Origin of the sequence: Catenulispora rubra, assembly GCF_015356825.1 — a bacterium.
Taxonomy (GTDB): domain Bacteria; phylum Actinomycetota; class Actinomycetes; order Streptomycetales; family Catenulisporaceae; genus Catenulispora; species Catenulispora rubra.
Genome location: NZ_JAACYW010000042.1, coordinates 13,599 through 32,121, shown reverse-complemented (window position 1 = coordinate 32,121; position 18,523 = coordinate 13,599). Strand labels below are relative to the sequence as shown.

Annotated in this window: 16 protein-coding genes and 2 pseudogenes; 13 read left to right on the top strand and 5 right to left on the bottom strand. The window is 71.9% G+C overall.

Annotation, left to right across the window (positions count from 1 at the left end):
* Positions 1 to 53: 53 nt before the first annotated feature.
* Positions 54 to 230: a hypothetical protein gene (locus tag GWK61_RS14745; RefSeq protein WP_194908925.1), complete on the top strand. Its 177-nt coding sequence runs from the start codon at positions 54 to 56 to the stop codon at positions 228 to 230.
* Between the two features lie 9 nt (positions 231 to 239).
* Here the strand turns inward: GWK61_RS14745 and GWK61_RS14740 are convergent, their stop codons facing one another.
* Entirely contained in the window at positions 240 to 1,076 is an 837-nt protein-coding gene (locus GWK61_RS14740; protein ID WP_194908924.1) for a hypothetical protein, read from the bottom strand.
* 160 nt (positions 1,077 to 1,236) lie between these two features.
* On the opposite strand from GWK61_RS14740, the pseudogene GWK61_RS14735 reads away from it, so the two are divergent.
* The 5 genes and pseudogenes from GWK61_RS14735 to GWK61_RS14715 form a co-directional block, all read left to right on the top strand.
* Positions 1,237 to 1,773: pseudogene (locus GWK61_RS14735) on the top strand (acyl-CoA thioesterase); the annotation flags it as partial.
* Positions 1,774 to 1,886: 113 nt separating this feature from the next.
* Positions 1,887 to 2,264, top strand: coding sequence for an ACT domain-containing protein (locus GWK61_RS14730; protein WP_194908922.1), 378 nt, complete (start codon positions 1,887 to 1,889; stop codon positions 2,262 to 2,264).
* Positions 2,265 to 2,344: 80 nt separating this feature from the next.
* The gene (locus GWK61_RS14725) at positions 2,345 to 3,421 is read left to right on the top strand and encodes a glycosyltransferase family 2 protein (protein WP_194908921.1); all 1,077 of its coding nucleotides are present in this window, start codon (positions 2,345 to 2,347) and stop codon (positions 3,419 to 3,421) included.
* Positions 3,422 to 3,427: 6 nt separating this feature from the next.
* The gene (locus GWK61_RS14720) at positions 3,428 to 4,594 is read left to right on the top strand and encodes a glycosyltransferase family 4 protein (protein WP_194908920.1); all 1,167 of its coding nucleotides are present in this window, start codon (positions 3,428 to 3,430) and stop codon (positions 4,592 to 4,594) included.
* A 43-nt stretch (positions 4,595 to 4,637) separates the two neighbouring features.
* Positions 4,638 to 5,900, top strand: a complete 1,263-nt coding sequence (locus GWK61_RS14715; protein ID WP_194908919.1) for a glycosyltransferase family protein — start codon at positions 4,638 to 4,640, stop codon at positions 5,898 to 5,900.
* A gap of 1 nt (position 5,901) precedes the next feature.
* Here GWK61_RS14715 and GWK61_RS14710 read toward each other — a convergent pair whose 3' ends face one another.
* Entirely contained in the window at positions 5,902 to 6,453 is a 552-nt protein-coding gene (locus GWK61_RS14710; RefSeq protein ID WP_194908918.1) for a Uma2 family endonuclease, read from the bottom strand.
* A gap of 194 nt (positions 6,454 to 6,647) precedes the next feature.
* Between GWK61_RS14710 and GWK61_RS14705 the strand changes: the two genes are divergently transcribed.
* From GWK61_RS14705 to GWK61_RS14695, 3 genes are all read left to right on the top strand, one after another.
* A complete protein-coding gene (locus GWK61_RS14705) occupies positions 6,648 to 8,309 on the top strand; it encodes a glycosyltransferase family 4 protein (RefSeq protein WP_228562331.1) in 1,662 nt (553 codons plus the stop codon).
* 247 nt (positions 8,310 to 8,556) lie between these two features.
* Entirely contained in the window at positions 8,557 to 10,074 is a 1,518-nt protein-coding gene (locus tag GWK61_RS14700; RefSeq protein ID WP_194908917.1) for a glycosyltransferase, read from the top strand.
* A gap of 110 nt (positions 10,075 to 10,184) precedes the next feature.
* On the top strand, positions 10,185 to 11,735 hold the full coding sequence (locus GWK61_RS14695) for a glycosyltransferase family 4 protein (RefSeq protein WP_194908916.1): 1,551 nt from the start codon (positions 10,185 to 10,187) through the stop codon (positions 11,733 to 11,735).
* Between the two features lie 89 nt (positions 11,736 to 11,824).
* Here the strand turns inward: GWK61_RS14695 and wecB are convergent, their stop codons facing one another.
* Positions 11,825 to 12,973 (bottom strand): non-hydrolyzing UDP-N-acetylglucosamine 2-epimerase, encoded by a 1,149-nt coding sequence (gene wecB / locus GWK61_RS14690; protein ID WP_369125587.1) that lies wholly within the window; start codon positions 12,971 to 12,973, stop codon positions 11,825 to 11,827.
* 79 nt (positions 12,974 to 13,052) lie between these two features.
* Between wecB and GWK61_RS61530 the strand changes: the two are divergent.
* The 3 genes and pseudogenes from GWK61_RS61530 to GWK61_RS14680 all read left to right on the top strand — a co-directional run.
* Positions 13,053 to 13,250 (top strand): annotated as a pseudogene (locus GWK61_RS61530) (sigma factor); the annotation flags it as partial.
* Positions 13,251 to 13,324: 74 nt separating this feature from the next.
* Positions 13,325 to 13,501, top strand: a complete 177-nt coding sequence (locus tag GWK61_RS61525; RefSeq protein WP_267254264.1) for an RNA polymerase sigma factor — start codon at positions 13,325 to 13,327, stop codon at positions 13,499 to 13,501.
* Positions 13,494 to 14,957 carry a hypothetical protein gene (locus GWK61_RS14680; protein WP_194908914.1) on the top strand — a complete coding sequence of 488 codons (1,464 nt, stop codon included), beginning with the start codon at positions 13,494 to 13,496 and terminating at the stop codon, positions 14,955 to 14,957. Before GWK61_RS61525 ends, GWK61_RS14680 begins: the two co-directional genes overlap by 8 nt.
* A 157-nt stretch (positions 14,958 to 15,114) precedes the next feature.
* Here the strand turns inward: GWK61_RS14680 and GWK61_RS14675 are convergent, their stop codons facing one another.
* Complete coding sequence (locus GWK61_RS14675; protein ID WP_194908913.1) at positions 15,115 to 16,371, bottom strand: nucleotide sugar dehydrogenase; 1,257 nt, start codon at positions 16,369 to 16,371, stop codon at positions 15,115 to 15,117.
* 356 nt (positions 16,372 to 16,727) lie between these two features.
* The gene (locus tag GWK61_RS14670) at positions 16,728 to 17,588 is read right to left on the bottom strand and encodes a helix-turn-helix domain-containing protein (RefSeq protein WP_228562330.1); all 861 of its coding nucleotides are present in this window, start codon (positions 17,586 to 17,588) and stop codon (positions 16,728 to 16,730) included.
* Between the two features lie 520 nt (positions 17,589 to 18,108).
* Here GWK61_RS14670 and GWK61_RS14665 point away from each other — a divergent pair.
* Positions 18,109 to 18,477 carry a hypothetical protein gene (locus GWK61_RS14665; protein WP_194908911.1) on the top strand — a complete coding sequence of 123 codons (369 nt, stop codon included), beginning with the start codon at positions 18,109 to 18,111 and terminating at the stop codon, positions 18,475 to 18,477.
* Positions 18,478 to 18,523 lie beyond the last annotated feature (46 nt).

Genomic DNA, 18,523 nt, shown 5'->3' with positions numbered 1-18,523 from the left:
TCTGACCCTGTGAAGCGACCGACACGGAGCCCGCCGAAGGCGAGACGCCGATCTTGCGCGCGTCGCCGAGCGCCCTGGCGAACTGCAGGTCCTGGCCGGCCTCCTCGCGGTCCGGCCAGGCGGCGTCGAAGAAGAAGCCCGCGGTGATGGTGACCGCCATGCAGTTGATCAAGTGCGACGTCTTCAAGTCCGGCATCCTGCACGTGGTCTACGGCCCGGCCGAGGACTGAACTGTCCTGTCAGTAGGGCCGCGCGCCGCCGTAGGGGTCGCTCTCCTGCGGCGGCGTGAGCTCCGTCGTGGCGGCGGTCGGCGACTCGTAGCCGCCGTGGCCGCCGTAGCCCCCGCCCCCGTCGGCGGACCCCGGGGAACCCGAAGCGTACGGCGACGTCGGCGTGAACGAGTAGTCCTCGCTCGAACCCGCCCCGGACGACGGCGCCGCCGAGGACATGGCCGACGACGTGTAGTCGGCGTACGACGGCGCCTCGTACTCCTGGGTCGTGCTCACCGGCTCCGAGAGCTCGGTCGACCCGTAGACCAGCACCGCCACGAACCCGACCAGCCAGCCCGCGAACAGCCCGAACTCCAGGCCCATCGAGATCAGCGTGAAGTAGATGTCCCCGCGCCCGAACTGCGTGTTCCCGCCGTCGGTCAGGCCGTTGGCGATACCGATGCCGGCGATGGCGGAGCCGGCGATCAGCGCGATGGCCGCGGCCACGCCGGTGACGAACCACGAGCCGAGGAACAGGGTCCAGCGTCCGCGCCGGGCCGCCACGCCGCGGCAGACCACCATCAGCAGCAGGAAGGTCAGTACCACCGCGATCACCGGCTCGGCCGTCATGCCGAAGAAGACGCGGGCCGGCTCGCCGGCTTCCTTCGTCGCCCGCCACGCCAGCGCGCTCAGGCCCCTGACCGGTCCGGCGATCCAGCTGTGCGTCGCGTTGCCGCCCACGGCCGACCTGCCGTCGCGCCAGTGGCCGGTCCACTGGTTGTCGAAGGCGGCGACGAGGATCAAGAGCACCAGTGCCGCGAAAACCGCTATCTTCGCCCCGCGTCTCGCGGAGATGTTGTTAGTCATGCCGGACGCCCCCTGTCTAGTATCCGCTCCCTGCGATTTTGTCCCCAGGAGCGCGGCGTGGATAGCCCCCTTACCCGGGTCCCACCGGCGCTACCGTCTCCGGCGCATCGGGACCGATGCCCGGATCGAGGCACGTCCCGGGACGATCTACGCTGAAGGGGTGACCGATGACGCCTCGCGCAGTATCCCCGAGCCCGCGCCCCGCACCACCGCCGCCTCGCGGACCATGCTGTCCCACATCATGGGGCCCACCGAGGTGAACCTCCTGGGCACCGTCCACGGCGGCGTGGTCATGAAGTTCGTCGACGACGTCGCCGGGGCCGTGGCCGGGCGGCACTCCGGGGGACCCGCGGTCACCGCCGCCATGGACGAGATGCAGTTCCTGAACCCGGTCCGGGTCGGCGACCTGGTCCATGCCTACGCGCAGGTGAACTGGGTCGGCGCCACCTCGATGGAGGTCGGCGTGCGGGTGATGGCCGAGCCCTGGAACGAGGCCGGGACCGCGCCGCGCCACGTGGCCAGCGCCTACCTGGTGTTCGTCGCCGTCGACGACAAGGGCCAGCCGCGCTCGGTGCCGCCGCTGGTGCTGGAGACCGATCTGGACCGGCGCCGGCACGGCGAGGCCGAGATCCGGCGGAGCCACCGGCTGGCCCGCCGCCGCGCCATCCAGGCCGCGCGGGATCAGGCGGGACGGGACCAGGCTGTTCGGGATCAGGCTGGGCGGCGGGCCGAGGAGGCCGCGCTGGCTGCGGCGAATGGCCCAGCGAATGACCCGGCGAGCAGCTCGGCGAGCAGCCCGGAGGCCGGGCGATGAGCGCCGCCGGCGAGCGGGCCCAGCGTCTGCGCCTGGTCCCCGGACGCTTCGCGGTCGAGCACCTGCCGGCCGCCGTCGCGCCGCCGAGCGGCTGGATCGCGCAGGTCCGCGCCCCCGAGGGGCTGACCGTGGTCCGCGAGGTCGTCGAGCACGGGAGCGCGGACGCCGAGCTGTGGCGCGCGCTCTACGGCGGCGACACCGCGCACGGCCTGAACCTGCCGGGCATGCTCGCCGCGCTGCTGGAACCGCTGGCCGCGGCAGCGGTGCCGGTGTTCGTCGCCTCGACGTTCCACGCCGATCTGGTGCTGGTGCCCGAATCCGACACCGAGCGCGCGGTCGCGGCGTTGCGGGCGGCCGGACATGCCGTCGACTGAAGACCCTGTCCGGTCACCGGATGGTCGCAGTCTGTGCATCTGCCCCGAGGGTTCAGAGTAGGCCGGTAATCTGACCGACGATGAACGTCTCAGAACCCTCCGCACCCACCGCGGCATCCGTTGAGGAGACCAGGACCGCCTGGCCCCCGGTATCGGTGATCATGCCGGTCCTCAACGAGGAGCGCCACCTCGCGTTCGCCGTCAACGGTGTCCTGGCCCAGGGCTACCCCGGCGAACTGGAGCTGATCCTGGCGATCGGCCCGAGCACGGACCGCACTCAGGAGGTCGCCGACGAACTGTCGGCCGCCGACCCCCGGGTGCGCAGCGTGCCGAACCCCACCGGCCGCACCCCGGCCGCCCTGAACGCGGCTCTGGCCGAGGTCAGGCACGACATCGTGGTCCGCGTCGACGGCCACGGCGAGCTCGTCCCCGGCTACATCCAGACCGCGGTGCGGCTGCTCGAAAAGACCGGTGCGGCCAACGTCGGCGGCGTCATGCGCGCCGAGGGCGTCACCGTCTTCGAGCAGGCCGTGGCCCGCGCCATGACCAGCAAGCTGGGCGTCGGCAACGCCCCCAACCACACCGGCGGCGAGAGCGGCCCGTCGGACACCGTCTACCTCGGCGTCTTCCGGCGCGACGTGCTCGACGAGCTCGGCGGCTACGACGAGCACTTCACCCGGGCCCAGGACTGGGAGCTGAACCACCGGATCCGCGAGTCCGGCCGGCTGATCTGGTTCGACCCGAGCCTGTCGGTGACCTACCGGCCGCGCCCGAATCTCAAGGCTCTGGCGAAGCAGTACAAAGAGTACGGCCGCTGGCGCCGCGTCGTGATGCGCACCCACGCCGGCACCGCCAACCTGCGCTACCTCGCGCCGCCCGGGGCGCTGCTGGCCGTCGCCGCCGGGACGGTCGTCGGCCTGGCCGGCGTCACCGGCGGCCCCGGGATAGCCGCGCTCGGCTTCGTGATCCCGGTCGGCTACTTCGGCGCGCTGACCGCCGGCGCGCTCTACGAGTCCCGCGGCCTGCCCGCGGGCGTCCGGGCCCGGCTGCCGCTGGTGCTGGCCACCATGCACGGCTCCTGGGGCTACGGCTTCCTCACCTCCCCCGCGCGGCTGGCCAAGGCCACCGGCAAATCCTCCAAGACCCCTAAGAAGTAGCCGCGCATGCGCATCCTGATGCTCGTCATCTCCAACGTCGCGACCGACACCCGGGTGATGCGCGAGGCCGCGGCGCTGGCCGGCGCCGGCCACGCGGTCCACGTGATCGGCAAGGACGTCTCGACCGGCTATGAGCCGCCGGCGGGTGTCACGGTGGCCAGCGTCGGCGCCGGGTCGGCGTTCCGCAAGGAGGGCGCCGAATCGCTGGGCGCGCGCCGCAAGCTGCCGCCGCACCTGCGGGCCGCGCGCTGGCTGCTGCTGCCGCAGCACCGGAACTCGGCGTTCGCCTCGTGGCGGGCCAACGCCCGGCAGCTGGCCGCCGGGCAGGAGTTCGACGTCGTGCACGCGCACGATTTCAACACCCTGTCGCTCGGCGTGGAACTGGCGCAGGAGCACCGGGTGCCGCTCGTCTACGACACGCACGAGCTGTGGCAGGGGCGGCCGCGCGTCGGCCGCCCGACGCCGTCGCAGAAGCGCCGGGAAGCCAAGCAGGAACAGGCCTGGGGCGCGCGGGCGGCCACGGTGATCACCGTCGGGCAGGGCGTGGCCGACGCGCTGCGCGAGGCGTACGGCTGGCGGCACGTCGAGGTCGTCCGCAACACCTTCCCGATGCCCGAGGGCGGTCCGGTGGACCCGCCGAAGACGGTGTCAGGGGCCGTATACGCGGGCCGGATCGCGCCGTTCCGCGAGCTGGAGGCCATCGCCGGGGCGTCGGAGCTGGTGAAGCCGCTGCGGATCGTCATCGCCGGGCCGGCCGACGACACGTATCTGGGCTCTTACGACTCCAAGGCCGCCGAGGTGGTCGGCGCGCGTCCGGTGGACGAGGTGGACGCGCTGCTGCGGGAGCTGGGCATCTCGCTGGTCACGCACTCCGACAAGTGGCTGAACCACCGGCTGGCCATGCCGAACAAGCTGTTCCACGCCGTGCGCGCCGGGGTCCCGGTGGTCGGCACGGACGTGCAGGAACTGCGGCGCGTGGTCGAGGAGCACAAGCTCGGGGCGCTGTACACGCCGGGCGACGCGGCCTCGCTCGCCGCCGCGTTGCAGGAGGTCGCGGACAACTACGCGACCTACGCGGTCAACGTGCGCGCGGCCGCCCCGGCGTTGAGCTGGGAGGCCGATTCCGAGGTGCTGAAGGGGATCTACGAACGGCTGACCCCGCGGGGCGAGTGAGCGCAAGTGGTTCCGGACCGGCCCTGCGCAGTAGGGTCGGTCCGTGTCGAAGCTCCGCGTCCTGTACGCCCCCAGGGACATCGCCGGCCAGCCGTCCGAGTGGGCCGAGGCGCTGCGCGCGCAAGGCGTGGAAGCGCAGGTGTGGTCGTTCGGTGAGCCGGCGTTCGGCCTGAGGCCGGACCGCGAGTGGGACCAGGACCGGCTGCTGGCCGATCCGATGTACCGCTGGCAGGCGCTGGACGAGGCGGTGCGCGGGTTCGACGTGTTCCACCTGCAGTACGGCCGCGGGCTGCTGGACGCCAAGGAGCCGGTGCTGCCCGAGCTGTGGGACCTGCCGCTGCTCCGGTCGCTCGGCAAGCGGGTCTACATGCACTGGCACGGCTCCGACGTGCGCCTGCCGTCGGTCCACGCCGAGCGGGAGCCGGACTCGTACCTGGCCGGCGCCGCCGTCGACGAGGACGCCATCTTGGCCCGGGTCTCGGTGGCCCGCCGCTTCTGCGACGCGATGTTCGTCTCCACCGCCGGCCTTCCGGACTACGTCCCGGACGCCGAGCTGGTCCCGCTGGCCCTGGACGTCGCGGCCTGGCACACCCCGCGCGGCGCCGAACCGGCCGTCCCGGTCGTGGTGCACATGCCCTCCCGCCGCGCCACGAAGGGCTCGGACCTGGTCGACGCCGCCCTGCGGCCGCTGCACGACGAGGGCGTGATCGTCTATCGCCCGCTGTCCGGCCTGACCCGCGACCAGGTCAAAGCGGAGTTCGCCAAGGCGGACCTGGTGGTCGACTCGCTGACCATCGGCGACCACGGCGTGGTCTCCTGCGAGGCGATGGCCAGCGGCGCGATCGCCATCGCGCACATCCACGACCGGGTGCGGGCGCGCGAGGCGATGCCCGGCGCGCCGGTGTCGGAGGTACCGATCGTCGAGGCCACCGGCGCGACGCTCGGCGACGTGGTGCGCAAACTGGCGGCGGACCCGGTGGAGCGCGCCCGGCTGCGCGCCGAGGGCCTGACCTGGGTGACGCAGCGCCACGACAGCAAGGTCGTGGCCGCGCAGCTGCTGGCGGCGTACACCCGCGAGCGCGGCCGCGTGGTCAGCGCCTACCCGGAGTGGCCGGAGTCGACGGGCAAGAAGCGGGTGCGCGAGCTGGAGGCCGAGATCGAGCGCCTGCGCGCCCAGCTGGGCCCGAACGGCGAGCCGCTCCCCGGGCTGACGCGGCGCGACCGGCTGGAGGAGCGGCCTGGGCTGCATCTGGCGGTGCGGAAGGCGGATCGGGCCTATCGCGGGCTGCGGAAGAAGCTGAAGTAGGTCATAAGCGGAAGGCGTAACGAGCGATCGCGTCGAGGTCGATGAGGACATCGATGCCGGCGACCTTGAGGATGACCTGGCCGAGGTGAACCTGCTCTTCGCCACGGACCGGGATCTCGAAAAGCGCCAGTTGTTGACCGCTGCGCTCGATGCGCCACGAGGGAATGCCCGCGTCGCGGTAGAGCGAGGGTTTGATTCGGCGATCGTTCAACACTGAGCCCGGCGACATGATTTCGACCGCCAGCACCACATCACGCGCTTCGGCGACCTTGTCGGGACCGAACGCGGTGCCGTCGATGATGAACACATCGGGGCGCGGCACGGTTTCCTCATCGATGATGACGTCGAGATCGGTGAACACCGGGAACTGGTCGCCGAGTGTGTCCTCCAGCACTCGTGCGAGGCGGTTGGCGGCCCTGCCGTGCCAGGGCTTTGATGATGGACTCACGGCCAGTGCACCTCCGAAGAGTTCCACCTTGAGCTTCTCGTCCACATCGAGGGCGAAGAACTCTTTGGTGGTGAGCGGTTCGGAGGCGTGCATGATGGAGTTCAAGTCGAAACCTCCTTCGGTTCGCTTGCCATCATCCGGTGAACCCATCGGGGATCAGCCCCTTTCTTTTCCTCTAATTCACCCGTTCGGCCCATGAGCTCCGCTCGAACGAGTAATCACCATCTTCCCTGGCAAGCCTTGGGCAACCCGCGCGCCGGTCCCCGAACCTTCCCGCGTCACCATGATGCAATGGCACGATGACTCCGAGCGACCACAAACCCCGCGTCGTCATGCTGGTCGGCAACTTCGTGGACGGTGACTCGCGTGTCCAGAAGGAGGCGCGGTACGCCGCCGCCGCAGGCTGGGACACGTATCTGGTCGGGCGGTCGCCGAGTGGGCGGCGGGAGGAGTACGCGCTGGGGGGTGCGACCGTCGTGCGCGCCGCCGAGACCATGACCGCCACGCGGTATCGCGCTTCGCATCCGCATCGGCGGGGCTTTCGGGGGCTGGTCGCTTACCGATCGGCGGAGCTCAGTCGGACGCGGCATCAGCGGCAGCGGTTGCGGCAGCGGGATCTGGGTGCTGATCGGGAGTTGCTGGCGCGGCGGGTCGCGGACGGGGCCGGTGCGCTTGAGGTGCTGGGGACGCGGTTGGTGTTAGGTCTTCGGGTTCTGAGCGTGCGGCTGCGAGGGCGGTGGGTCGCGGTGCGCAAGGGCGCCTTCGACCGCAACTACGCGGCGGCGGCCGGTGGCGGGCCGAGCAGTGCGCTGGAGCGGCTGTTGGTGCGGCGCGGCAGTGAGGCGGCGGCGTGGGCGGCGCAGCCCCGGCTGGCGGACTTCGAGGACTCGTTCGGGCGGATGGCCGACGAGCTGGCGCCGGACGTGCTGCACGCCAACGACGCCGAGATGCTCGGCGTCGCGGTGCGCGCGGCGGTGCGGGCGCGGGCCGCCGGGCGGCGGGTCGCGGTGGTCTACGACTCGCACGAGTACACCGCCGGCGACATCCGGCCGGAGGACGTCACCTGGGCGCCGGTGATAACGGCTCAGGAGGCGAAGTACATCCCGATGGCCGACGCGGTGGTGACCGCCGTCGACAACTTCGCCGACAAGCTGGTCGAGCACCACGGCCTCGCGGTGCGGCCCACGGTGGTGCGGAACATGCCGGAAGCCGCGACGTTCAGCGTGCCCGGCGGCCGGGGTCCGGGCGTGCGCGGGCGGCTGGGGCTGGGGCCGGAGGCGACGCTGCTGGTGTATCCGGGCTCGGTGACGCCGATCCGCGGCCTGGACACCGCGGTGCGCGCCCTGCCGCAGCTGCCGGAGGCGCACCTGGCGCTGCTCGTCGGCTCCCGAGCAGGGCACGTCGCGGAGCTCGCCGAGCTGGCGGCGCGGCTGGGCGTGGCGGAGCGGTTCCACGTGCTGGACTACGTGCCGGTCGAGGAGCTCACCGACTTCATCGCCTCGGCGACGGCGGGCGTCGACACGCTGCGCCGCATCCCCACCCAGGAGCTGACGATCACGACCAAGTACTGGTCCTACATCGGCGCCCGCCTGCCGGTGGTGGTCAGCGACGTGAAGGCGGCCGGCGAGCTGACCCGCCGGCTGCGCAACGGCGAGGTGTTCGAGGTCGACGACGCGGACGGCCTGGCGACGGCGGTGCGCAAAGTCGCGGCCGAGCGGGAGCGGTACGCGGCGGTCTACACGGACGAGATGCTGGCGGCGCACAGCTGGGAGGGGCAGGTGCCGGCGCTGCTGGAGGTGTACGAGCGGGTGAGCGGGCTGCGACCGGAGCCGGGCGGCGCGGGGGGCGCGGGAGACGACCGCGGCGAGGACGACGGCGAGAGCGATGGGGGTGGCGGCGGTCGAGTACCGGCCTCGCGCCCGGATCCCGCCGAGGCGGCCGAGAGCGGCGCCCGCGGCTAGCAGCGAGCCGACCGGCTGCTGCGGGCGGTGCTGGGCGGTGCCGTGCGAGGCTGCTGGTTCCTGCGCGGGCTGCGTGCTTGCTGGCTGCGGTGTGCCGCCGCTAGCCCGTCCGTGAGCCTCCGGCATCCGCACCGCCCGCAGACCGGCGGTCCACCCCACCCGCCTCACCCGAATCGGCTAACGTGGCGGCGCTGCTCCGTTAGCCGGCGCGGCGCCCCAGCCCGCCCCACCAGAAAGCCGCCGAGCCATGCCTGAGCAGGACCAGCCCGCCGCCGCGCGCAGCCGCGCCGCCGTCGTCTCCGCGGCCCCGGCGGCCGCCGCCACGGCCGCGCGCGCCGAGGCCGACCGGCTCCTCGCCACCGGGTACAGCGTCCTGTTCCTCACGCCGGCGTTCGGCAAGCGGAAGCCGGATCCGTCGCGCGGCGGCGTGCACGTCGTCGAGGTCCGGGTCGGGACCTCCTTCGACTCCGCCTCCGGCGCCATCGGCAAGCTCGGCCGCAAGGCCGTCCTGACCACGCGCAACGCCCGCGGCAAGGCCCTGGGCAACCCGGCCGCCACCTGGTCCGCCGCCGACGTCGCCGCCGAGATCGGCCCGTACCTCGACGCCTTCGCCCCCGACGTCGTCGTGGCCTGCGACAAGACCGCCGAGAAGGCCGTGGCCAAGCTCGGCCGCGCCGCCGCGGCGCCCGGCAGGGACCAGCAGGCCGCGGCCGCCAAGAGCCCGCAGACCTCGCTGCTCATCGGCTCCAACAACAACGCCGGCATGGGCCACGCCTGGGCCGTCGCCGTGCGGGAGCACGCCGGGATCGCGGCCCGCAACCTCCAGAAGAAGAGCTACGCCTTCGCCTACGGCTCCGACATCAAGGCCGAGGACAAGGACTGGGTCGACCCGCTGTGGGGCCTGGGCCGGGTCGCCGACACCCTGGACACCGTCACCCACGTCCTGTCCGAGAGCGGCCTGGCGGTCCTGGGCCGGCTCAACGGCGGCCAGCTCGCCGACGACCTGCCCGAGCTGCGCCGAGCCGGCATCCGGACCGCGCTGCTGTTCCACGGCTCCGACATCCGCTCGCCCGACCGGCACACCGAGCTCTACAAGTTCTCGCCGTTCCGCGCGCCGGTCAGCGAGGAGGATCAGAAGCTCACCGAGGTGCTGCGGGGCAAGACCGCCGAGATGGCCAAGTGGGTCGAGGAGTTCGACGGCCCGGTGTTCGTCTCCACCCCGGACCTGATCGACGACGTCCCGCGCGCCACCTGGCTGCCGGTCGTCGTGGACCTGGAGCAGTGGACCGAGGGGACGCGCACGCCGCTGGAGCGCGAGGTCCCGGTGGTCGTGCACGCGCCGTCGCGGCCGTTCATGAAGGGCTCGGACCTGATCGAGCCGACGCTGCGCGACCTGGAGTCCCGCGGCCTGATCGAGTACCGGCGGCTGGAGCACATCCCGCAGGCCGAGCTGGTCGGCGTGGTGCAGGACGCGGACATCGTGCTGGACCACTTCGTGATCGGCAACTACGGCGTGATGACCTGCCAGGCGATGGCCGCCGGCCGGGTGAGCATCGCGAACATCGACCAGCGGGTGCGCGACCGGGTCCCGGCCGAGATCCCGACGATCCAGGCCGACCCGGACTCCCTGGCCGAGGTCATCGAGGGCGTGCTCGCCGACCGCGACAAGGCCCGCGCCGTGGCCGCGACCGGCCGGGCGTTCGTCCGCGAGTACCACGACGGCCGCAAGTCCGCCGCGGCGCTGGAGCCGTGGCTGCGCGGCTGAGGACACATCCCCGCCGTATCCCTGCATCCCTGCCATATCGCTGTCGGGGTGAAGGTCATATTTACCGTTGCTAGAATCCGAGCCAGTCCACACCTGCCCCCGGAGGAACAGTGACCACTCCCGACCAGCGCCGCGTTGTTGTGCGCCCACGCGTTGTCATGCTGGTCGGGAACTTCATAGACGGGGACTCCCGCGTCCAGAAAGAGGCCCGCTCGGCGGCGGAGGCCGGCTGGGAAACCTACCTGGTCGGCCGCTCGCGCAGCGGCAAACGCGAGGAGTCCAAGCTCGGCGAGGTGACGGTCCTGCGCCCGGCCGAGAGCATGGCGGCCACGAAGTACCGCACCTACCACCCGCGCCGCAGCGGTGTCAGCGGTCTGATCGCGTACTCCACGGTCGAGCTCGGCAAGGTCAAGCACCAGCGCCAGCGCATCCGCCAGTCCAACCTGGCGGTCGAGCGCGAGCTGCTGTCCCGCCGGTCCGCCGACGGCCTGAACCCGGCGGCCAAGCTGGTCGACGAGGCGGTGCTGGCGGCCAAGTCGCTGGGCGTGAAGGCCGCCGGCTACTGGATCTCGGCCCGCAAGCAGTCCCTGGACCACAACTACAACGTCGTGCAGGACTCGCCGAGCACCTCGCTGGAGAAGCTGCGCGTCCGCCGCGGCGGCGAGGGCGCGGTGTGGAACGCCCAGCCGCGCCTGGTCGACTTCGAGGACTCCTTCGGCCGCGCCGCCGACGAGCTGGAGCCGGACCTGATACACGCCAACGACGCCGAGATGCTGGGCGTCGCGGTGCGCGCGGCGGCCCGCGCCAAGGCCAAGGGCCGCACCGTGAAGGTCATATACGACGCCCACGAGTTCTTCGCCGGCGACACCCGCGACAACCCGACCTGGGCCCCGGCGATGGCCGCCCAGGAGGCCAAGTACCTGCCGCTGGCCGACGCCGTGATGAGCCCGATCGAGGGCTACGCCGAGGCCATGATCGAGTTCCACGGCCTGGCGAAGTTCCCCGGCCGCCAGGCCCCGGTGCTGGTGAAGAACATGCCGGCGCTGGCCGACCTGGCCGCCTCCGGCGACGACGTGCCCGGCGTGCGCGGCGCCCTGGGCCTGGCCGGCGACGTCCCGCTGCTGGTGCACCCGGGCAGCGTGACCAAGGTCCGCGGCCTGCAGACCGTGGTCGAGGCGCTGCCGGAGCTCGACGGCGTGCACGCCGCCCTGCTGGTCGGCCGCCGCGACGGCTACGTGGCCGAACTGGTGGCGATGGCGCAGCAGCTGGGCGTCTCAGACCGCTTCCACCTCCTGGACTACGTCCCCAGCGAGGAGCTGACCGCGTACCTGCGCTCGGCGACGATCGGCATCGACACCCTGCTCCACATCCCGCTGCACGAGCTCACCATCACCACCAAGTTCTGGTCCTACATCAGTGCCGGGCTCCCGGTGGTCGCCAGCGACGTCAAGGCCACCTCGCAGCTGACCCGCGAGCTGGGCAACGGCGAGGTCTACACCGCCGGCGACGTGAAGTCGTTCGTCGAGGCGGCGCGCAAGGTGCTCAAGGACCCGGCCGCGTATACGAAGGCTTACAGCGAGGAGACGCTGCGTCAGTACTCGTGGGAAGGACAGGCCGAGACGATGCTCGACCTGTACCGCGAGGTGACCGGTCGGGGCTGAGCTGGCGCCTCTGCTATGTCAGTGGCATGCCGTAAACATATCTTAAAAGGGGCGATTCATCTCCGGTCGTATGTAATGCCCGGAGCGCCCTACCCCGCCAGATCCGTCGGCCGCAGCCGCGTAGCCGCACTCCCGCCGCTCAGCAGCACCTCAGCGATCCGCTCCCCGGCGCGCCCGTCCCACAGCTCCGGCCGCCGGGGCGCCGGCGGGTCGGCCAGCACCCGCTGCGCGATCTCGACGATGCGCGCCGGGTCGAGCCCGGCCAGGATGTTCGTGCCCTCGCTCACCGTGATCGGGCGCTCGGTGTTGTCGCGCAGCGTCACGCACGGGACGCCGAGGGCCGTCGTCTCCTCCTGCACGCCGCCGCTGTCGGTCAGCACGATGCGGGCCCCGGCCTGCAGCGCCACGAAGTCCAGGTAGCCGGCCGGGGGGATCAGGCGGATGCGGTCGGTGGCGACCAGGTCGCGCAGGGCCGCCGCGGCGCGGGGGTGGGCCGGCAGGATCAGCGGCAGTTCCCCGGCGACCTTCGTCAGGGCGCCGACCAGGGGCGCCAGCGCCTCGGGGGAGTCGACGTTCGCCGGGCGGTGCAGGGTCACCAGGCCGTAGCCGCCGGGGGTCAGGCCCAGCTGCTCCAGGGCGCCGGAGGCCAGGGCGCGGTCGCGGTTGGCGAACAGGGTGTCGATCATGACGTTGCCGACCAGGTGCACCTGGTCCTCGCGGTAGCCCTCGGCGCGCAGGTTGTCCACGGCGTCCGGGGACGGCGCCAGCAGGTAGTCCGACAGCCGGTCCACGACGACCCGGTTGACCTCCTCGGGCATCGACCAGTCGCGGCTGCGCAGGCCCGCCTCGACGTGCGCCAGCAGCGTCCCGGCCTTGGCCGCGACCAGGCCGCAGGCCACGGTGGAGGTCACGTCGCCGACCACCACGACCGCGTCCGGCGCCAGCTCGGCCACCACCGGCTCGAAGGCCAGCATGATGCGCGCGGTCTGCTCGGCCTGGCTGCCGGATCCGGCACCCAGGTAGCGGTCCGGGGGGCGGATGCCGAGGTCGCGGAAGAAGACGTCGTTCATCGCCTCGTCGTAGTGCTGGCCGGTGTGCACCAGCACCACCTCGGCCCCGCGCGCCTCCAGCGCGTCCATGACCGGCTTGATCTTCATGTAGTTGGGGCGGGCCCCCGCCACGCAGATGATCCTCAAGGCTGCCGCCGTCCGTACTCGTTCCGCTGCTTGACCCGGCAACTCTAGAACACGTGCCGATGCAACCCGATTCGGGCCGAGCGCGTGCAGTGCTCGGAACCGGGGGCGGGTACGGAGCGCCGTGGCCGTCCGAAGATCGCACCGAGGGGAGCGGCACTTGGCGTCGCCGAGTGATTTCGACGAGGTCTACGCGGCCACCGCGCCACGCCTGATCGGCCAGCTGTACCTGGTCATCGGCGACCTGCCGGAGGCCCAGGACTGCGTCCAGGAGGCCTACGCCCGGGCCTGGACCCGGTGGGACCGGCTGACCCGGGACGGCGGCGACCCGGTGGGCTGGGTCAAGACCACCGCCTACCGGCTGGCGATCTCGCGCTGGCGGTGCTGCCCAAGGGCATGCGCGCCGCGCTGGTCCTGTACTACCTCGGCGGCCTGCGGGTGGCCGAGGTCGCCGAGGCGCTGGAGATACCGCAGGGCACGGTCAAGGCCCGGCTGGCCCGGGGGCGGGTGGCGCTCGCCGGGCTGCTGGCCGACACGGCCGGGACCGAGGGCTGGGAGATGACGCATGCCTGAGATGAGGGACGAGATGAACAACGGCGACGAGACGAACGTCGGCGGCGTCGGCAACATCGGCGGCGTCGGCAATATCAGCGATGTCAGCACCATCGGCGACGAGATGAACGACGGCTTCCGCGGCGTCCTGGCCGAGGTCCTGGACGGCCGGGCCTGGGCCGGCTACGCGGGCCCCGGCGCGACCGTGCGTCGGCGCGGACAGCGGCGGCGCCGGCGGGTGGCCGCGTCGTCGGTGGCGGGCGTCGCGGTGGTGGCGGTGGCGGTCGCCGCGACGAGCGCGGGGTTGGCCACCGGGGGATCGGGATCCGCCCCGGGCGCAGCCTCCACCAGCCGGTCCACCACGGCCGGGCCCGGCAAGTACGTGAAGCTGAGCGACGCCCTGATGCAGCCCGCCGACCTGGGCACCGGCTACACCGCCGCGGGGATCTTCGGCACGGCCGGGCCGTTCAGGGGTCTGCCCTGTGCGCAGATCACGCCGGTCGCCGTCGTCGGACCCGCGGTCCAGGGGGCCTTCACCCACAGCGTTTCGGGCGGGAACGGGCTCATAGACAACGAGTATCTGTACCAGTTCTCAGACGCGGCCATGGCGAAGGCGGCCTTCGCCCAGGCCCGGTCCGCCGCGCAGTCCGGAGGATGCCGGGTGCGGGCCGGATCGGTGTCGGCGGCCCAGGACGTCGGCGGCGTCGGGGACGGGATGTTCACGCAGAAGGTTTACGGGGGCCCGACCATGCTTGTCACCGCCGTCGTCCTGGAGGGACAGGTCATCGTCGTGAACGAGCTCCTGCCCGGATCGGCCGAGGCGGTGAAGGCGGTGTCCGCCGACTGGCTGACCGCCATGTCGCAGAAGGCTGCGGACCGGGTGCGGAACGCGCCGCGGACCGACGCCCCGGAGCCGGTGCCGGCGGGCACCCGGCCGACATACCCGTCGACCGGCGGCTCGGGGCACGAGCCCGTGCCCTCGGCCGGTCCGCTCCCGGTCTCGCAGCCGGTGGACGGCTTCCTGTTCGCCCCGGCGGACCTCGGACCTTCCTTCGGGGCGAGCCCCCAGGACGCGTGGCAGTCGGGCGGGACCCAGATCATCGGGGCCACGGCGGTCGCCGGGATGTGCTTCCGCGGCACGGTGTCCGGTGGCGACGGCGAGTTCCTGGTCAACGAGGGCGCCTACACCTTCGCCGACGCCTCGGCGGCGCAGACCGGCCTCGCCGCCTACGACCAGTCCACGCAGCAGACGAAGGCCAAGTCCGAGCCGCTGTCCGGTCTCGGCGACCAGGCCTGGATCAAGCACTGGGCCGGGGAACAGGGCGGTGTCACCGTCGCCATCCGGGTCGGGGCCAAGGTGATCACTTTCGACGTGCTGGCCGGCGGTGCGTCGGCGGACCAGCCGATCCCGGGCGGTGACACGTGGGTGCGGCAGATCGCGTACACAGCCGTGCAGCGTCTGGCCGCCGCCAAGTGAGGCGTTGACCGCCAGGCGCCACGCACCAGCCAAAACGCAGGCCGGACAACGGAAAACGCGTCGAGGCCCGGCCCCCCACCCCACTGGGGAAGCCGGGCCTCGACCCGTGTCACGGCGACCGGTTCAGCGCCCCACAACGCCGGCGCGGTCGCGCGTCCTACAACACTTCGACGTTCGGGCCCGCCATCCGGTTCCGGCAGTCGAGGACATATTTCGCGTGCTTCGCTACGAGGTCGTAATCGAACTCTGCGTGGTCGGCCAGAAGCACCACCGCGTCGGCCGCGGCGATCTCCTCGGCGCCGGCCTCCACCCGCACCAGCCGGGCGTCGGCGTGGATGTCGTCGACCACGTGCGGGTCGGCCCCGCGCACCTGCGCGCCCAGGTTCAGCAGCAGCTCGGCGACCCGGGTCGAGGGCGACTCGCGGGCGTCGGAGGTGTTCGGCTTGTACGCCAGGCCCAGCAACAGCACGCGCGAGCCGTTGACCGTCTGCCGGCGCGTGTTCAGGCCCTCCATCAGGCGCCGCACGACGTAGTCCGGCATGTGGTTGTTCACGTCGTTCGCCAGCTCCACGAAGCGGAACGGGACGCCGACCGTGCGCTCCACCTTCCAGGACAGGAACGACGGGTCGATCGGCAGGCAGTGCCCGCCGACGCCGGGGCCGGGGGTGAACTTCATGAAGCCGAAGGGCTTGGACGCCGCGGCGCCGATCGCCTCCCAGACGTCCACGTCCAGCGCCTTGGCGAACATCGCTATCTCGTTCACCAGCGCGATGTTGACGTGCCGGAAGGTGTTCTCGATGAGCTTGGCGAGCTCGGCCTCCTTCGGCCCGGAGACCGGGACCGTGGTCTCGACCAGGTCGTCGTAGAAGCCCTTGATCACGGCCAGCGAGTCCGCGTCGACGCCGGAGACCACCTTCGGGGTCTTCTCGAACGGCCAGTTCTGGTTCCCCGGGTCGATGCGCTCGGGGCTGAAGCCGGCGTGGAAGTCGCGACCCGCGGCCAGCCCGGAGAGCTCCTCCAGGATCGGCACCATCAGCTCCTCGGTGGTGCCCGGATAGGTCGTGGACTCCAGCACCACGGTCGCCCCGGGGCGCAGATGCGCGCCGAGCGTGCGGGAGCAGGACTCGATGTAGCTCAGGTCCGGCACGCCGTCCCGCAGCGGCGTCGGCACGGTGATGACGGCCAGGTCGAACCCGGCCAGCGCGGCGGCATCGGAGGTGACGGAGTAGGCACCGGAGTCCAGCACGGCCCGGATCCGCTCCGAGGCGACGTCCTCGACGTACGACTCGCCGGCCGCCAGCTGCTTCACCCGGTGCGGATCCACGTCGTAGCCCACGACCCGGTGCCCCACCTCGGCCGCGCGGATCGCAAGCGGCAGGCCCACGTACCCCTGGCCGGCGACGACTACGTGCATGATGACTCCGTCTGGTCGAATCCCGTCGAATCCCGCCACGCGCCCCCGAAGCGACGCCGCGTCGCGCCAACTCTATGTGAGCGCGGCGGACGTCTCACGTCCGCTCATGCGCTGTATCCGCGCGGTTACGGAAGTCGCAACCTGCTGACCGGAATTCTCAGGCGCTGTTTGTGCACGATCGCGCGTCGGTTCGGGCGGTCGCGGGTGTCGTGTTGGCGGCAGGCGGTGAGTTGTCGAGCCGCGAGGCCATCCAACCATTCGCGAAGCCGTAAAAAGCTCTTAAAACCCACAGACCAAACGCACCCGCCACACCCACCCGCCACCCGCACCCACACATAAAGCAGGAGCGCCAATCCTCAGAGCCACCCACGCCGAGCGGCCTCGACCCCCGCCTCGAAACGGCTCTCGGCCCCGAGCCGCACCATCAGATCGGCCATGATGCGCCGCACCGTGCGGGCCGAGATGCCCAGGCGCTTGGCGGCGGCTTCGTCGGTGAGGCCGTCGGCGAGCAGGCGCAGGAGGTGGTTGTCGGTGGGGGACAGGCCGGCGGAGGAATCCGATTTGGAGGGCATGCCCAGCGGGACCGCGTCGGTCCAGATCAGTTCGAACAGGGCGGTGAGTTGGTCGACCAGTCCGGGCTCGCGCACGCACAGGGCGCCGATGCCGGGCTCGTCGGGCTCTATCGGGACGACCGCGGTGCGACCGTCGACGATGAGCAGCCGGCGGGTCACGGCGGGGGAGAGCCGGATCTCGGTGCCCCGCTCGGCCAGCCATCGGCCGTAGGCGATGGTGACCGGGTCCTGGCGGGTCGAGGAGTGGTACAGGACGCGCGAGGGGATGCGCCGGGCCACATCGTCGTCGGTGGGGCGGGCGGCGGACAGGGAGGCCGCCGAGATGGCGTTGCCGGGCACCATGGACAGCACTTCGATGGTGGCGCCGGCCAGGAGCTGGTCCAGTTCGGACTGCACCGCGTCCAGGCCTATCAGCCGCTCGGCGGGCTCGCGCTCGGCGACCGCCGCCCGGCCCGCCGCCACCGCGTCGCGGCCGGCGGCCAGCTCCGCCTCCTGCCGCTGCACCAGTAACTGCATCCCGGTGACGAGCGAGACCGGATACAGCTCTCCGGAACGCTCTCGCGACGGTCGCAGCAGGGCCAGCTCGACCAGGCGGTCCAGGGTATCCCTGATCTGGTCCTCGTCCTGTCCCAACCGTGTGGTCAACTCGCGGACACCTACTGAGGGGTCGGCGAGCATCGCGCTGTAGACCGCTTGCGCTAGCGGATCCAGTCCTAGCGAACCAAGCACGGCACACCCCCTTCGCATACATCCGGCCTCGGCGCCGGACCCATGCTCGCAGCAGGAACCTTGGCGATCAAGGGGGATACCGCACCATTCCGGATACAGGGGCGTGGCCGGGACCGGCCTGGCCTAAGGCGGACGGGTCCGCACCGTTCCCCGCACCGGCCGCCACGCATGAGACTCAGACCAGCGCCCGCTCCTCGGCGTACCGGGCCCGACCCCCACAGCTGTGCGGGCCCCACAAATCCACCCCACAGAAACGGAAGCACCGTGTCTCGATTCAAGCATGTCCTCGCAGGCTTGGCTGTTGTCACTGTCTTGCTGATAGCGCCGCTCAGCGCCTCCGCGCCCGTGGTCCAGCAGGCAGGCCCCGTCGCAGCCGGCATGCCCGGCTGCCTCTCGTGCTGGTCCTGACCGAATCCTGACAGGAAGGAAGATCATCATGGATCTGATCATGGTGGCAGTGCAGCGGGCCGGTTTCGCGGGAGACCGCGGTCTGGCCGCGGCGACCCTCCGCTACGCCCTGCAGGCGGTCTCCGGCGACTCCCCCCGCGCCCTGGAGCACGCCCATGTGGTCGTCGACGAAGCCGGCGTCTTCCCGGCCCGCCTCGTGGCCGGTCTGTACCTCGCGTCCGATCCGGACGTTCCGTACTCGGTCCGCGACACCGCGACCGCGTTGGTGCGGCGCGCCCTGACCACCTCGCCGATGCTGGAGGACTGGAGTGTGGACTGGGTCGAGGGCCCGTACGGGTACGAGCTCCTGGGCGGGCTCGACGACCTCGAGGACAGCCGGAGCCCGTTGCGCAACTGAGTGTGCGGTCGGACCGGCACCCGGTTGTAGGAGGTGTGCCCCACTG